Raw genomic sequence first — 14,567 nt, forward strand, 5'->3', positions numbered from 1 at the left:
GGCCTCCTCACCCGGCGATGACTCCCCCGGGCGTCACACCGCGGCGGGCTCCCGGCGCAGGGTGCGGCCCGGGCGGGCGCCGGTGGTGTGCCCGTCGCGCAGGACGCACGTCCCGGACACGAACACGTCGCGCACACCGACGGCGTACTGCCACGGGTCCGCGAAGGTCGCCCGGTCGGCCACGGCCTCCGGGTCGAGCACGACGAGGTCGGCGATCTGCCCGGCGGCCAGCGTGCCGCGCCCGGGCAGCGGCAGGCGGGACGCCGGCAGGGACGTCATCTTGCGTATGGCGTCGGCGAGTTCGAGGACCCGCTGCTCGCGGACGTAGTGCCCGACCACCCGGGCGAAGGTGCCGAAGTTGCGCGGGTGGGGGTGTCCCTCGCCCGGTGCGTTGAGCACCCAGCCGTCGCTCGCCACCGCGCTGCCGGGGTGGCGCAGCACGGTGTCGACGTCGTCCTCCGCCATCGCGTGGTTGACGATCATGACCTCGCCGCGGTGGGCGGCGAGGACCTCCAGCACCGCCTCGGCCGGCTCGACGCCCTCGTCGCGGGCGATGTCGGCGATGCTGTCGCCGATGCGGTCGCTGTAGCGCCCCGGCCCGGTCATGGCCAGGACGACGCCCTCGGGGAGGAAGGTGCGGCCCACGGCCGGACGCAGATCGTCGAGGACCCGGGCGCGGGTGCCGGGGTCGGCGAGGCGATCGACGAGCGCGTCCGTGCCGCCGTCCATCGCCCAGTCGGGCAGCCGGGAGGTGAGCCGGGTCGAGGACGCGGTGTACGGGTAGACGTCGCAGGCCACGTCGAGGCCCTCGGCGGCGGCCGCGTCGATCAGGGCGAGCGCGGTGCGGACCTTGCCGTGGTTGGCCGGGCCCATCGCCTTGAGGTGCGAGATCTGGAGCCGGACGCCGGAGGCCCTCGCCACCTCCAGGGCCTCCTCGACGGCCTCGGTGACCTTGTCGCCCTCGTCGCGCATGTGGGTGGCGTAGAGCAGTCCGCGGCGGGCGGCCTCGGCGGCGAGGGCGGTGATCTCGTCGGTGCCGGCGAAGGAGCCGGGGGCGTAGATCAGGCCGGTCGACATGCCGAACGCGCCCTGCTCCGCCGCGGTCGCCAGCAGGGCCCGCATGGCGTCGAGTTCGGCGGGGCCGGCCGGAGTCCTGGCCGCGCCCGTCACCGCCGTCCGCAGGGCGCCGTGCCCGACGAGGGGGGCGATGTTGACGGCGGGACGGGCGGCGTCCACAGCCGCCGCGAAGGCGTCGAGGTCCGCCCATCCGCCGCCGCCCAGGGTGCCCGGCGCGGGGTCGGCCGGGGCCTCGGCGGCGGGGTTCGGGAAGGGGGAGAGCCCGCAGTTGCCGGTGACGAGCGTGGTCACCCCCTGCCGCAGGCACGCCTCGGCGTCGGGCATCGCGAGGACGGAGAAGTCCGCGTGGGAGTGCAGGTCGACGAAGCCCGGGGTGACGGCGAGGCCGGTCGCGTCCAGGGTGGTGACGGCGCGTGCGTCCGGCTCCGGGTCGCCCACCCGGACGACGCGGTCGCCGCGCACGGCGACGTCCGCGCGGCGCGGCGCGGCACCGGTCCCGTCGATCACGGTGCCGCCGGTGATCAGCAGGTCGTACGGGACGGTCGCGAAGTCCGGGCCGGTCACGGTGTCCGGGGCGGTCGCGGTGTCCGGGGCGGCGGTCTGGTCGGGCATGGCGGGCTCATTTCCGGGTGGTGCGGGCGGAGTCGAGGGGGTGGCGGGCACGAGCGGGGTGCCGGGGCGGCGGCTCACAGGATGAAGACGAGCAGCACGGTGTACAGGGCGCACGCCGGGATCAGCAGGGCCCATCCGGTGCCCAGCAGATAGGGCAGCCGGTCGGCCCGGGCCAGCCCCATGGTGCCGACCATGTTGGCGTTGGGCAGCGGCCCGTAGGTGTCCGCCTTGGACGCCCACAGCAGCACGACGACCCAGGCGGCCGGTCCGATGCCGAGTTCGGTGCCCAGCGGCCCGAACACCTCGCCGATCAGGATCACCTGGGCGGCCGTGGCGCCGGGGACGCCGACCCAGCCGAGGGCCGCCACGGCGAGCGCGAACGGCAGGGCGGACATGTGCCGCAGCTCCGGTCCGAAGGTGTCGAGGACGACGTCGTACGGCTTGGCCAGGTCGATGAAGCCGAACAGCGCGGCCAGCATCCAGAACAGGGCCAGCATGGGGAGCATGCGGCGCGCCCCGGTCAGGAAGGCCCTGACGGCGCGGCCCGGCGGGAGTCCGGCCGCCGCCACGGTCACCGCGGACAGCAGGGGCAGGGCGATCAGCGGGAACGTCGTGCCGGCCCTGGTCACGGTGGCGTAGCCGACGGTGATCACGAGGGTGAGCGCGAACGCCCAGGTCGCGCGGCGGGCGCGGTCGGGCCGCCCGGCGGCGTCCGACGGCTCCTCGGCGGCCTCCTCGGGCCGGTAGAAGTCCTGCTGCGCGGCGCTGCGCCGCTGGACCCAGGGCACCACCACCGCGGCGAGCAGCAGCGACAGCACCGCGAGCGGGCCCGCGCCCACGGCGACGTAGAGCAGGTAGCCGGCGTCGGCGGTGTCCATGATGGCGATGTTGGAGCCGGCGAAGGGGGCGAGGGCGAGGCCGGCGCAGCCGCCGAGGAACATGGTCGCCGCGGTCGCGGACCGCGTGAACCCGGTCCGGGCGGCCACCGGGACGAGCAGCGGTCCGGCGATGGCGAGGGCTCCGGCGAGGGTGCCCAGGCTCGCGACCAGCACCAGGCAGGCGAGCATCATGCCGTACATCAGGACCGTCCGGCCGCGGCCGTCGGTGAGCCGCAGGATGGAGCGGACGAGGGTGTCGGCGACTCCCGTGACCCGCAGCACCTCCCCGGTCGCCGCGCCGAAGACGATGATCAGGCCGATGACGGTGACCGGGTCGGTGACGGATCCGCCGAGCACGTCGGCGGCCTTCCCGGGCGCGGGCAGCACCACCAGGGCGGCGCTCACCAGCGCGAGCGCGGTGACGGTGACGAGCGAGGTGCCGGTCAGCGCGAGCACGGCGTAGAGGGCGATCGGCAACAGCCCCCAGGCGGTGGGGCCTTCGGTGGTGAGGCCGACGGCCAGGCTGAGCAGCAGGGCGGCGGCCGCCGCGCTCCGGGTGAGGAGGAGCCGGCGGCGGGCGGGGGCCGGCGGCGGGCCGCCGTCGGTGGCGGCCGTGGGAACGGCGGACTGAGGCATGGCGGATCCTCGGGGATGGGCGGGCAAGGGGGTCGGGGGCCGGGGGGCACCCGGTGACACGACCGGGTCGGCGGCGTGCCCCGGCACGGGGATTCGGCGCGGGGTGTGCAGGGGGTCGGTGTGCCCCGGCACGGGGTTCAACGGAAGGAGCGCAGGGCGTCGGTGTGGCCCCCGAAGGGTGCAACGCCGGGCACGCAGGGCGTCAACGCGCCCCGGCACGGGGGTTCAGCGCAGGGTGTGCAGGGCGTCGGCGTGCCGCGCCCCGCTCTCCGCCGCGATCTCGTCGAGGGTCTGGGCGTCCCGGACGGGTGCGCAGCGCACCTGCCCGCCGTCGAGGACGTAGCCGTGCACGGCGGGCCGGGGCAGGCTGTTGTACGCCCACGGAGTGGAGAAGTAGTAGGCGCCCGTGTCGTAGAGCACCACGTGGTCGCCCTCGGTGAGCGCGGGCAGCGGGCGTGCCTCGGCGACGACGTCACCGGCGAAGCAGCAGGGCCCGGCGACGTCCTGCACGACGTCGGGGCCGGTCTTCGGGTGTCCCTGCGCGTCGAAGGCGCCGACGCGCAGCGGCCAGGCGCCGGGCATCAGCACGGTGCGGGTCGCGGTCTGCGCCCCGGCGTGGGTCACGGCGATCCGCCGGCCCCCGGCCTCCTTGGCGTACTCGACACGGGCCGCGATGAACCCGTTCTTGGCCAGCAGCGACCGGCCGAACTCGGTCACCAGGCCGTAGCGTCCGTCGAACAGGCCCGGCACCGCGGCCCGCAGGGCGGCCGTGTAGTCGTCGAACGTGGGGCGGACGGTGTCGTCGGCGAAGTTGACCGGCAGGCCGCCCCCGATGTCGAGGCCGGTGATCTGACGCCTGCCGAGCCGTTCGTTGATCTCCTCTGCGAGGCGGTACGTCTCGGCGACGCCCTCCGCGATGAGCTCCAGCGGGCAGCCCTGCGAGCCGACATGGGCGTGCAGCCGGGTCAGCCAGGGCCGCCGCGCGAACGCGCGGTGCACGGCCTCGCGGGCGCCCTCGTCGCGCAGTGCCACCCCGAACTTGGAGGTGGCCGTCGCGGTGCTCATGGCGCCGATCGACCCGCCGCCCACCTGCGGGTTGACGCGCAGTCCGACGACGGAGGCGCAGCCGTCCGGGCGGAGGGCGTCGATGCGGTCGAGTTCGTCGAGGTTGTCGGCGTTCAGGGCGACGCCGAGGGCGAGCGCCTCGGCGATCTCCTCGCGGGTCTTGGCGGGCGAGTCGAGGACGATGCGCGAGGGGTCGCAGCCGGCGTCCAGCGCGAGGCGCAGCTCACCGGGGCTGGCCACCTCGCAGCCCATGCCCAGGCCGGTGAGCAGCCGCAGCACCGGCACGAGGGAGGACGCCTTCACGGCGAAGGTGTGCAGGACGTCGGGGACGGGGGCGAACGCGGTGTGCAGGGCCCTGACCGTCTCCCGGACGCCGTCGGTGTCGAGGAAGCCGGCGACGGGCTCCCGGGCGGTGAGCAGCCCCTCGTCGAGGGCGTGGCGCAGGACCAGGCCCGCGCGCCCGGCGGCGGTGGACGTGCCGACCGCGGGCTGGGCGGTCGGGGTCGGAGTCGGGTCAGCGGGGACCCCGGGGTGCGGAGAGTGCGAAGTCACGGGCCGGCTTTCGTCGCGGATCGGATGGCACGAGGGTGCTCCGCGGGCGTCGCCGCCGTCTTCGTGGCGCGGGACAAAGGAAGCGCGATTGCTTGTCCGCCCGGCACAAGACCGTGCCGTACGGGGTCAAATCCCCTCACCCGTGGGGCGGTCGCCGCCGGTGGCGAGGCGTACCGCCAGGGTGACCAGCAGCCGGGTGTCGGGGTCGTCGAGGTCGATGCCGAAGCGCTCCCGTACACGGCGCAGCCGGTACCGCAGGGTGTTGGGGTGCAGGACGAGGCTCTGCGCGGCCCGCGGGACGTCACCGGCCGCGTCGAGGTAGGCGGTGAGCGAGCGGACGAGTTCGCCGCCCGCCGCGAGGTCGGCCAGCACCATGTCGTGGACGGGGCCGCCCTGGGTCTCCCACAGCGGGCGGACGGCGTCGAGCACCCGGAGCACGGCCACGGTCTGCGCCACCTCCCCGGGCCCGGCGTGCCGCACGGGCCGCTCCCGCCGCTCCGGCGCCCCGGCCCCGGCGGTGCGGCCGGGTGCGGCCCCGCGGGCCGCGCGCTCCCGCAGGGCGCGGACGACCAGCACGGCCTCCGCGCGGGAGTCCGCCGCTTCGAGCGGTGAGCCCACCAGCCGGCCGGCCCCGATCCAGACCGCGGGGGCGTCCGGCATGGCGGCGGCCAGCGAGTCGAGCTCCCTGGCGAGCGCCAGGGCCTCCCGCTCGTCGCCGTCCGGCACCGGGAGCAGCACGGTGAGCCGGTGGCTCTCGCGGAGCACGCGCACGGCGGACCGGTGGGCGGACGCCTGGAGCGCGAGTGCCTGGAGGCTGCGCTCGGGCACCGGGGCGGTGGTGAGGTCGCGTTCGGCGACGAGGACGACGCAGGGCAGTTCCGGGGCGAGCCCGAGCGACCAGATGTGGGCACGGCGGTCCCCCTCGCCGCGCAGCAGTTCCCGCAGCGCGTGCTCCTCGCGGCGCCGGTTGCTGCTCACCCGCAGACGGTGCTGGAGCAGGTACGGCACGGCGACCTCGGCGGCGCGGCGCAGGGCCTCGCGGGCGTCCGGCGAGAAGCTGCGGCCGTCGGCGGCCGCCCAGATGGAGCCGAGGATCTCGCCGCCGCTGCGGATCGCGACGACCAGGCGTTCCGGATCGGTGCCGTCCGCGGCCCGGTGGATCACGTCGCGTGAGGTCCACAGGGCCTTCAGCAGTCCGCTGCGCCGCAGTTCCGCGACCCGCCAGTCCGGCACCTTGCCGCCGAGGATGGTGGACTGCCGCACCGGGTCGGCCTCGGGGCTGGTCGCGGAGTGGGCGAGGACCCGGAAGCGGGTGTCCTCGACGGTGATCGAGGCCTGGCAGTAGCGGGCGACGACCGAGGCGAGGACGGCGAGACCGCCGCCCGCGATGTCCCCCGCGAGACGGTCCCCGGTGCCCACGGCGGCGAACGCGAACGCCGCGCGCAGCATCTCGACGGTGTCGGCCCAGTCCGCCCAGCCGCCCCGGGCCAGCAGCGCCACACCCGTCTCCCGCGCCGCCGCGACCACCTCGGCGGCCGGGTCCCCGTCCCCGCGCCCGCGGACCACGACCGCACCGGCACCCCGCCGCGCCGCCTCCCGCACGGCCTCGGCCGCGCCCGCACCGGCCTCCGCGGAGACGCCCGTCACCAGCACGATCCGCCCCGCGTACGGGCGGCCGCCGTCCTCGTCCCCGATGATCACGCCGACCAGCTCGGCGTCCTGCCCGCGCGGGGCGAGCACCAGCCGCAGGATCCCGTCCTCGTCGTACGCGAGCAACTGCCGCAGCGTGACCACATCCTGCGGAGCGCTCGCCTCCGCCCCCTCGCCGATCATGCGGGGACGGCACGGCGGGCGGTGGGTGCGTTCATGCCGCCAGCATAGAAACCCAGCTCGGGGGACCGCCGTCACGGGCCGCGCGGCGCGGCGGGGACCGCCCGCAGCCCTCCTGCTCCCCCTCCTACTCGCCCGCGTACGGCACCCGCCTGCGGCCCGGTCCCGTGGGGTGGGTGCCGGTGACGCCCATGACGATCGAGTAGAGGCTGGTCTCGGCGGTGACGAAGAGGCGGTTGCGCTTGACGCCGCCCCAGGTGATGTTGGCGACGCGCTCGGGGATGTCCAGCCGGCCGATGAGCGTGCCGTCGGGGTCGTAGCAGTGGACGCCGTCGTCCATGGCGGCCACCCAGAGCCGGCCCTCGTCGTCGAAGCGGAGGTTGTCGAAGCGGGCCCCTTCCCGGCTGGTGGCGTCGGCGAAGACCTCGCCGTCCGAGATGGTGCCCTCGTCGTGGACGTCGAAGACGCGGATCACGTTCGCCCTCGTGTCGGAGACGAGCAGCCGCTTCTCGTCGGGCGAGAAGACCAGGCCGTTCGGTGCGCCGAAGCAGTCGGCGACCAGGCGCACGTCACCGGTGGCGGGGTCGGTCCGGTAGACGTTGCCGGCCCCGATCTCGCTCTCGGCACGGTGGCCCTCGTAGTCGCTGGTGATGCCGAAGTCGGGGTCGGAGAACCAGATGGAGCCGTCGGACCGCACGGTGGCGTCGTTGGGGCTGTTCAGCCGCCTGCCCTGCCAGCGGTCGGCCAGCACCGTCAGCGAGCCGTCGTGCTCGGTGCGGGTGACCCGGCGGTTGCCCTGCTCGCAGGTGATCAGCCGGCCCTCCCGGTCGAGGGTGTTGCCGTTGGTGTGGCCGGCGTCGCGCCGGAAGACGGAGACGGCTCCGGTCTCCTCGTCCCAGCGCAGCATCCGGTCGTTGGGGATGTCGCTCCAGACGACCTGCCGCCAGGCGGGGACGTAGACCGGCCCCTCGGCCCAGCGGCAGCCGGTGAACAGGACCTCGGCCGCGTCGTCGCCGTTCATGCACCTGCCGGTGCGGAAGCGGTCGTCGAACTTCTCGTACAGTGCGTGCCGTTCACGGGCCATGCCGGTCTCCCCATCCGAGCGTCACCGAATCACCTTCGGTACGGATCGAAGATTGCGAGATGAGATATGGTCGACGCAAGTCATTACCGAACGGAGAGTCGTGGATCACATCGACCGCACCTTGCTGGCGCAGCTTCAGGAGGACGCCACCCTGTCGTACGCGGCGCTCGGCGAGGCGGTGGGCCTGTCCGCCGGGGCGGCCCACGAGCGGGTCCGGAAGATGCGTGAACGCGGGGCGATCCGGCGCACCACCGTCGACGTGGACCCGGCGGCGGTGGGCAGCGGCGTCCTGGCCTACGTCATGGTCGACTCCACCGCGTGGATGGGCGATTCGGCGGCCGGCTTCGCCGCCCTCCCCGAGATCCTGGAGGCGCATGTCATCGCGGGCAGCGCCTCCGTCCTGGTCAAGGTCAGGACGGCGACGACCGAGCAGCTCCAGGACGTGCTGCGCCGGATCTACGCGATCGAGGGGGTCAGCGGGACGCAGGCGACGGTGGTGCTGGAGACCTTCTTCGAACGGCCCGTCTCACCACTGGAGCCGGGCGGGGCCTGACGCGGCCACCCCCGGGTGCTCCCGGTGCGCCGCTCCCCACGCCGGGCACGAGGGCGGCCAGATCGGTCATGCAGGGCCCGAAGAGAGCGTTCTCGACGTCCAGCGGCCCGGGGAGCACGAACGGGGTGGCCTCCGCGCGCCGGGTGATCGCCTCGGCCGCCGCCCGGTGCAGCCGCACCCGCCCCGCCGGCAGGGCCGGGCGGGGTGCGGGCGGCGTCGCGCCGGACGGGGCCGGGGGCGACCGGGCCCCGGGCCGTCGCGCGGCGGGCTACGGCTTGCGGGCCACCGCGCCGTAGAGGGAGATCACCGCGTCGGGGGCGACGGTCTCGTTGACGCCGAGTTCCGGGTGCCACTCGGTCAGGGTGACGACTCCCGGCTCGACGACCTCCAGCCCGTCGAAGAACCGCGCCACCTCGGCGTGCGTCCTCGGGGCGAGGGTGACGCCCGACGCGGCGTACATCTGGACACCGCGCATCACCGCCGCCGGGTCGAGGTCGGCCGTGAGCTGGGACAGCACCAGGTAGCTGCCCGGGGGCAGCGCGTCCACGAGGGCGGACACCAGCTCGTAGGGGCGGTCGTCGTCGCCGAGGAAGTGGGTGAGCGCGACCAGGGAGAGCGCGAGCGGCCGGTCGAAGTCGACCGTCTTGCGGGCCTGTTCGAGGATGCGGGCCGGGTCGCGCACATCGGCCTGGACGTAGTCGGTGGCGCCTTCCGGTGTGCTGCGCAGCAGCGCCTCGGCGTGGGTGAGCACGATCGGGTCGTTGTCGGTGTACACGACCCGGGCCTCGGGGGCGACGGACTGGGCGATCTGGTGCAGGTTGGGCTCGGTGGGTATGCCCGTGCCGATGTCCAGGTACTGCCGGACGCCCGCCTCGCGGGCGAGCCAGCGGGTGACGCGCTGCATGAACCAGCGGTTGGTCCGGGCGACGTGCTGTGCGGTGCCGTCGAGGCTCATGATCTGCCGCGCGAGCGCCTCGTCGACCGGATAGTTGTCCTTGCCGCCGAGGTACCAGTCGTACACCCGCGCCGGGTGGGGCTTGCTGGTGTCGATCCGTCCCGACGCGGCTAACGCGTCGCGCGGGGCCTCGGTCCCGGTCATGGTTCACGCTCCTCGTGTGCGACGGCACGACACCGTCGCGTCGGCCGGGCATGATCCTCGCAGCAGGCGGCTCGACGGGCAACCAACGGGCCCACCGCGTGCGGAGGTCGGCCGTCTCACCGCGAGGGCGTCACCAGGCCCCACTCGTAGGCGGTGATGACGAGGTGGACGCGGTCACGGGCGGAGAGCTTGGTGAACAGGCGGCCCACATGGGCCTTGGCGGTGGCCGGGCTGATGAACAGGGCCGCCGCGATCTCGGCGTTGGACAGGCCGCGGCCGACGAGCGTGAGCACCTCGCGTTCCCGCTCGGTGATCCCCTCGCCGCCGCCCGCGCCGCTCCCGGCCCGCGGTCCCTCGGGGCGGGCGGCGAACTCCGCGATCAGGCGGCGGGTCACGGCGGGCGCGATCAGGCCGTCCCCGGCGGCGACCACCCGGATCGCGGTCAGGATGGCGTCCAGGTCCATGTCCTTGACGAGGAATCCGGCGGCTCCGGCGCGCAGGGAGCCGTAGACGTACTCGTCGTCGTCGAAGGTGGTCAGGACGAGGACGCGCGCGCCACCGGGGCCGCCGGTGATGCGCCGGGTGGCCTCGATGCCGTCCGTGCCGGGCATCCGGATGTCCATCACCACCACGTCCGGGCGTACTTCGGCCGCCAGCCGGACCGCCTCGTCGCCGTCGCCGGCCTCCCCCACGCACACCAGGTCGCCGGTGGTGTCGACGAGGACCCGCAGTCCGGCGCGGACCAGCGGCTGGTCGTCGACGAGGAGCACGCGCACCCCGGGCGCCGCGGTCATCGGGCGCCCTCCGGCAGCGGCAGCCAGGCGGCGACCCGGAAGCCGCCCTCGGGGCGGGGGCCGGCCGTCAGCCGGCCGTCCAGCAGGGCGGCGCGCTCGCGCATGCCGGTGATCCCGTACCCGCTCCCCGCCGGGAGCGCCTCCCGCCTGCCGTCGGGACCCCGCGTGCCGTGCGGGCCGGTCCGGGCGGGGGCGTCCGGGCGGCCGGGCGCGTCCCGGGGGCCGTCGTCGGTGATCTCCACCGCCAGGCGGTCCGTTCCGTAGTCGACGACGAGGTCGCACCGCCGGGTGCCCGCGTGGCGGACCACGTTGGTGACGGCCTCCTGCACGATGCGGTAGGCGGAGAGCTCCACGTCGGGCGGCAGGGCGCGCCGCTCCCCGCGCCAGCGGACGGCGACCTCCAGGCCCGCCTCCCGGAAGCCGGCGAGCAGCCGTTCGAGGTCGCCCAGCCCCGGCGCCGGGTCCCGGGGGCTCTCGTCCGGGTCGGCCCGCCGCAGACCGCCGAGCATGCGCCGCAGCCCGGCGAGGGTCTCGCGCGAGGTGGACTCGATGGCGGCGAGCGCGTCCCGGGCGGCGGCGGGCCGGGTGTCGACGACCCGGCGGCCGACGCCCGCCTGGATGGCGATCACACCGATGCTGTGCGCGACCATGTCGTGCAACTCCCTCGCGATGCGCAGACGTTCCTCGGTGACGGCCTGCCGCGCGGCCTGCTCGCCGACCGTGCGGGCGTGCTCGCGCCGTTCGCGGATCATCAGGCCGGCCAGCCAGGCGATGGCCACGGCGAGGACGAACATCAGCACGGCGGAGACGAACCGGTCCGACCCGGACCGGTGGTAACTCGCCGCCCCCACCTGGACGGTGAGGGCCGCGCACGCGGCGGCCACCACCGTCCGCGCCCTCCGCGTGGCGGCGAGGTACACGAGCGCTGCGTCGATCACCACCGCCTGGAGCGCGGCGATCTGCCAGGCGTTGCCCTCCGCTCCGAGCTGCCGGGCCCCGGGCGGGCCCGTGTGCCCGGGCCCGGTGTGTCCGGGGCCGGCGTACCCGGGGTCCGCGAATCCGGCCCCCGCGGCGAGCACCGACGCCGCGGTCACCGTGGCCGCGAAGGTGCCCGCGAGCACCAGGGCCAGTGTCACCAGCGGCCGTCGGCGCAGCAGGGCGACCGGCAGCACCGCGAGGAGGGCGGGCAGCGCGAGCCGCGTGCCGGTCGGCTCGCCCTCGTTCAGCACGGCGGTGTGGAGCAGTACGGGGTAGGCGAGGGCGGCGCACCAGGCCGCCACGGTCCGGGCGGCACCGGGAAGCCTGCGGGGCGGCCGGGCCGGGGTGCTCTCGGTGCCGGCCCCGCCGTGGCGGGCGCCCACGGCACCGCCGTCCTCGTCCGAACGCGTCGCCGCCGCACCCGGGCGGGCCGGGCGGACAGCGGATACGGGTACCCGGCGCCACCAGGCCCTCACGGTCCGGCGACCCGGCTGCGGGGCGGTCATGGGGCGATCCTAGGGAGCCCGGGGCCGGCGGACATCGGCCCGGGGGCGTACACCCCGGGGCCACCTCGCCCGGCGGCGCCGTGACCGGCGGGCCGATGCGCGGCGGTCCGCGCCACCGGCACGGTGGGCGGTGTGATCGACATCCACGAACTGACCAAGAGATATGGGGCGAAGACCGCCGTGAACGGTCTGAGCCTCACGGTCCGCCCGGGCCGGGTCACCGGCTTCCTGGGCCCCAACGGCGCCGGAAAGTCCACCACCCTGCGCCTGATCCTCGGCCTGCACACCCCCTCCGCCGGGACGGTCACCGTCGACGGCCGGCCGTTCCGCGACCGCCCCCGGGGGCTGCGCCACGTGGGCGCGCTGCTGGACGCCCACGACGTGCACGGCGGGCGCAGCGCCCGGGCCCATCTGTCGGCCCTGGCGCACGGCAACGGGCTCGGCGGCCGCCGGGTCGCCCAGGTGCTGGAGGAGGTCGGGCTGACCGACGCGGCCCGCCGGCGGATCGGCGGCTTCTCGCTCGGGATGAAGCAGCGGCTCGGCATCGCCGCGGCCCTGCTCGGCGACCCGCCCGTGCTGCTCTTCGACGAGCCGCTGAACGGCCTCGACCCGGAGGGCGTGCTCTGGGTGCGCGGCCTCTTCGCCCGGCTGGCGGCCGAGGGCCGCACGGTGCTGGTGTCGAGCCATCTGATGCGCGAGATGGAGCACACGGCCGAGGAACTGGTCGTCATCGGCCGGGGCGAACTCATCGCGGCGGAGAGCCTGGCGGCCTTCTCGGCGCGGGGCACCCGGCGGACGGTGACCGTCCGGACGCCCGACACCGCCGCGCTGGCCGCCGTGCTGACGGCGGAGGGCGGAGAGCTGCGCACCGAGGCGGACGGCTCCTGCACGGTGACCGGCCTGGCCGCGGACCGGGTCGGCGCGCTCGCCCACCGGCACCGGCTGATGCTGCACGAACTGACCCCGCAGGCCTCCTCCTTGGAGGAGGCGTTCATGGAACTGACCGCCGACAGCGTCGAATACGGCTCGGGAGACCGACGATGAGCGCACCCGCCACGGGCCGGGCCCCGGCCGCCCGCCCCCGCCCGGACACCCCGCCCACCGCGGAACCCCGGGCGCGCTTCCGTCATCTGCTGGCCGCCGAGTGGATCGCCCTGTGGTCGCTGCGTTCGACCCACTGGGTGCTGTGGGCCGGTGCGGCACTGGTCAGCGGGATCAACGTGAACTCGGCCCTTTCGAACGCGCGTTGGCTGGCCGACATGCCCGAGCCGCCGCCGGGCCTGGAGCAGGGGGCACGGCCGGAGTTCCTCTTCGACCCGCTGACGAGCGCGTTCACCACCCCGGCGTGGCAGATCCTGATGGTGATCGCGGGCAGCCTCGGCGCGATGGCCGTCTTCGGCGAATACACCACCGGCCAGATCCGCACCACCTTCGCCGCGGTCCCGGACCGGCGGGCGGTGGTCGCGGCCAAGGCGTCGGTCCTGGCGGCCGTGACGCTGGCGCTCGGCACGGTGGTGACGGCCGTCTCGTTCGGGGTCACCCAGTGGATCCTGCGGGACCACGACGGACTGTCCGTCACCTCGCCGGGCGCCCTGCGCGCGGTCGCCGCGTCGGCCCTGCTGGCCCCGCTGTGCGCGCTGGTGGGCCTGGCGCTGGGCGCCGTGATCCGTCACGCGGCGGGCTCGGTCGCGGCGGTGGTCGGTGTGCTGGTGCTGCTGCCGACGCTGTTCCTCGGCGAGACGTACCGGTGGGTCAAGGAGATCGGCAACGCGATGCCGTTCAACGCGTGGAACGCCCTGGTGGAGAACCCGGCCCGGGACCACGCCCCGCAGAAGTACCCGGTGTCGCTCACCGAGGCGTGGACGGTCTTCGGGGTGTGGGCGCTGGTGGCCGTGGCGGTGGCGGTGGTCATGACGGACCGCCGGGACGTGTAGCGGGCCACGGCGGTGCGACGCTCCCGGCCGGGGTGCCCGTTCGCCGGGGGCGCGCCGGCCGGGCGGCCCGTCGGCGCGTGGGCCTCGTCCGGGCGGCCCGTGGGCGCGTGGGCCCTCGTCCGGGCGGCCCGTCGAAGCGTCAGCCCTCGTCCGGGCGGCCGGCCGGCCTGTCGCCCCCGGCCTGCCGGCCCGCACCGGCCCCCTCGTCCGGTCAACCGGTCGGCGATCCGGCCACGCTCCCCGTCGCGTCCGCCGCCCCGCTCACCGCCCCGTCCACCGCCCCGGCCGGTAGCTCCACGACCACCTCGTCGCCCTCGGACGCGGCCGTGGGGCGGAAGCCCAGGGACGTGTAGAGCTTCCCGGCGGCCGTGTTGCCGGGCTCGTACGACAGGCGCAGCACGTGGCAGTCCTCGCGTCCGGCCAGCCAGGCCATCAGCGTCCGCACGGCCGCCCGCCCGACGCCCGCGCCCTGCTCGGGGCCGTCGATCAGCATGCCGCCGATCCAGTGGGAGCCGTCGTCCTCGTCGCGCGCCCACATCACATGGCCGACCACCGTGCCGCCGGCGGTCACGGCGAGCGAGTGCCACACGCCCTCGCGCGACGACAACAGCAGATAGCGGGCCGCGAGCGCGGGCGCGAACGCGCGCTGCTCGTCGAGCGGGGCCACGTCGGCGACGGCCCGCCAGTTCTCGTCGTCCACCTCGCACAGGGCGATGTGCCGCCCGGCCCGGTCCGTAAGTCCTGCACTGATCATCGGCGCAGACTACGCAGCGGCGGCCGTGACGCGCAGTCGATTTCGACGAGGCCGCCCGTCCCGTCGGCGGCGTCCGCCCCTCTCGGCGACGCCGCCTGGCCGTGCCGCCCCGATTGCCCGCTCCCGCACCGGAGCAGCCCCTCCGACCTGCGCCGATCGTGATCCGTTCGTGCTGGCCGAGCTCTCGGGCGCCGTGCACGATATCCCCATCGTGC

General features: G+C 75.6%; 12 protein-coding genes. 3 read left to right on the forward strand and 9 right to left on the reverse strand.

From position 1 onward, the window contains the following. Positions 1-33: 33 nt before the first annotated feature. The 5 genes from JE024_RS05385 to JE024_RS05405 form a co-directional block, all read right to left on the reverse strand. A complete protein-coding gene (locus JE024_RS05385) occupies positions 34-1,689 on the reverse strand; it encodes an N-acyl-D-amino-acid deacylase family protein (protein ID WP_205372479.1) in 1,656 nt (551 codons plus the stop codon). A gap of 74 nt (positions 1,690-1,763) precedes the next feature. Then, positions 1,764-3,203: a Na+/H+ antiporter NhaC family protein gene (locus tag JE024_RS05390; RefSeq protein ID WP_205372480.1), complete on the reverse strand. Its 1,440-nt coding sequence runs from the start codon at positions 3,201-3,203 to the stop codon at positions 1,764-1,766. A gap of 225 nt (positions 3,204-3,428) precedes the next feature. Further along, positions 3,429-4,820, reverse strand: coding sequence for a type III PLP-dependent enzyme domain-containing protein (locus JE024_RS05395; RefSeq protein ID WP_205372481.1), 1,392 nt, complete (start codon positions 4,818-4,820; stop codon positions 3,429-3,431). A 126-nt stretch (positions 4,821-4,946) separates the two neighbouring features. Then, complete coding sequence (locus tag JE024_RS05400) at positions 4,947-6,653, reverse strand: PucR family transcriptional regulator (protein WP_205372482.1); 1,707 nt, start codon at positions 6,651-6,653, stop codon at positions 4,947-4,949. A gap of 124 nt (positions 6,654-6,777) precedes the next feature. Then, complete coding sequence (locus tag JE024_RS05405; RefSeq protein WP_205372483.1) at positions 6,778-7,734, reverse strand: SMP-30/gluconolactonase/LRE family protein; 957 nt, start codon at positions 7,732-7,734, stop codon at positions 6,778-6,780. Positions 7,735-7,834: 100 nt separating this feature from the next. Here JE024_RS05405 and JE024_RS05410 point away from each other — a divergent pair, with 100 nt between their 5' ends. After that, the gene (locus JE024_RS05410; RefSeq protein WP_205372484.1) at positions 7,835-8,287 is read left to right on the forward strand and encodes an Lrp/AsnC family transcriptional regulator; all 453 of its coding nucleotides are present in this window, start codon (positions 7,835-7,837) and stop codon (positions 8,285-8,287) included. Positions 8,288-8,555: 268 nt separating this feature from the next. On the opposite strand, the gene JE024_RS05415 is transcribed toward JE024_RS05410, so the two are convergent. From JE024_RS05415 to JE024_RS05425, 3 genes are all read right to left on the reverse strand, one after another. Continuing rightward, a complete protein-coding gene (locus JE024_RS05415) occupies positions 8,556-9,386 on the reverse strand; it encodes an SAM-dependent methyltransferase (RefSeq protein WP_205372485.1) in 831 nt (276 codons plus the stop codon). 116 nt (positions 9,387-9,502) lie between these two features. Next, positions 9,503-10,180 carry a response regulator gene (locus JE024_RS05420; RefSeq protein ID WP_205372486.1) on the reverse strand — a complete coding sequence of 226 codons (678 nt, stop codon included), beginning with the start codon at positions 10,178-10,180 and terminating at the stop codon, positions 9,503-9,505. Further along, positions 10,177-11,664 (reverse strand): sensor histidine kinase, encoded by a 1,488-nt coding sequence (locus JE024_RS05425; RefSeq protein WP_205372487.1) that lies wholly within the window; start codon positions 11,662-11,664, stop codon positions 10,177-10,179. The genes JE024_RS05420 and JE024_RS05425 overlap by 4 nt, the downstream gene beginning before the upstream one ends. A gap of 132 nt (positions 11,665-11,796) precedes the next feature. Between JE024_RS05425 and JE024_RS05430 the strand changes: the two genes are divergently transcribed. After that, positions 11,797-12,708, forward strand: a complete 912-nt coding sequence (locus JE024_RS05430) for an ABC transporter ATP-binding protein (RefSeq protein ID WP_205372488.1) — start codon at positions 11,797-11,799, stop codon at positions 12,706-12,708. Continuing rightward, a complete protein-coding gene (locus JE024_RS05435; RefSeq protein ID WP_205372489.1) occupies positions 12,705-13,598 on the forward strand; it encodes an ABC transporter permease subunit in 894 nt (297 codons plus the stop codon). Before JE024_RS05430 ends, JE024_RS05435 begins: the two co-directional genes overlap by 4 nt. A gap of 211 nt (positions 13,599-13,809) precedes the next feature. Here JE024_RS05435 and JE024_RS05440 read toward each other — a convergent pair whose 3' ends face one another. Further along, a complete protein-coding gene (locus tag JE024_RS05440) occupies positions 13,810-14,352 on the reverse strand; it encodes a GNAT family N-acetyltransferase (protein WP_205372490.1) in 543 nt (180 codons plus the stop codon). Positions 14,353-14,567 lie beyond the last annotated feature (215 nt).

The sequence above is a fragment of the Streptomyces zhihengii genome (genome assembly GCF_016919245.1).
GTDB lineage: Bacteria > Actinomycetota > Actinomycetes > Streptomycetales > Streptomycetaceae > Streptomyces > Streptomyces zhihengii.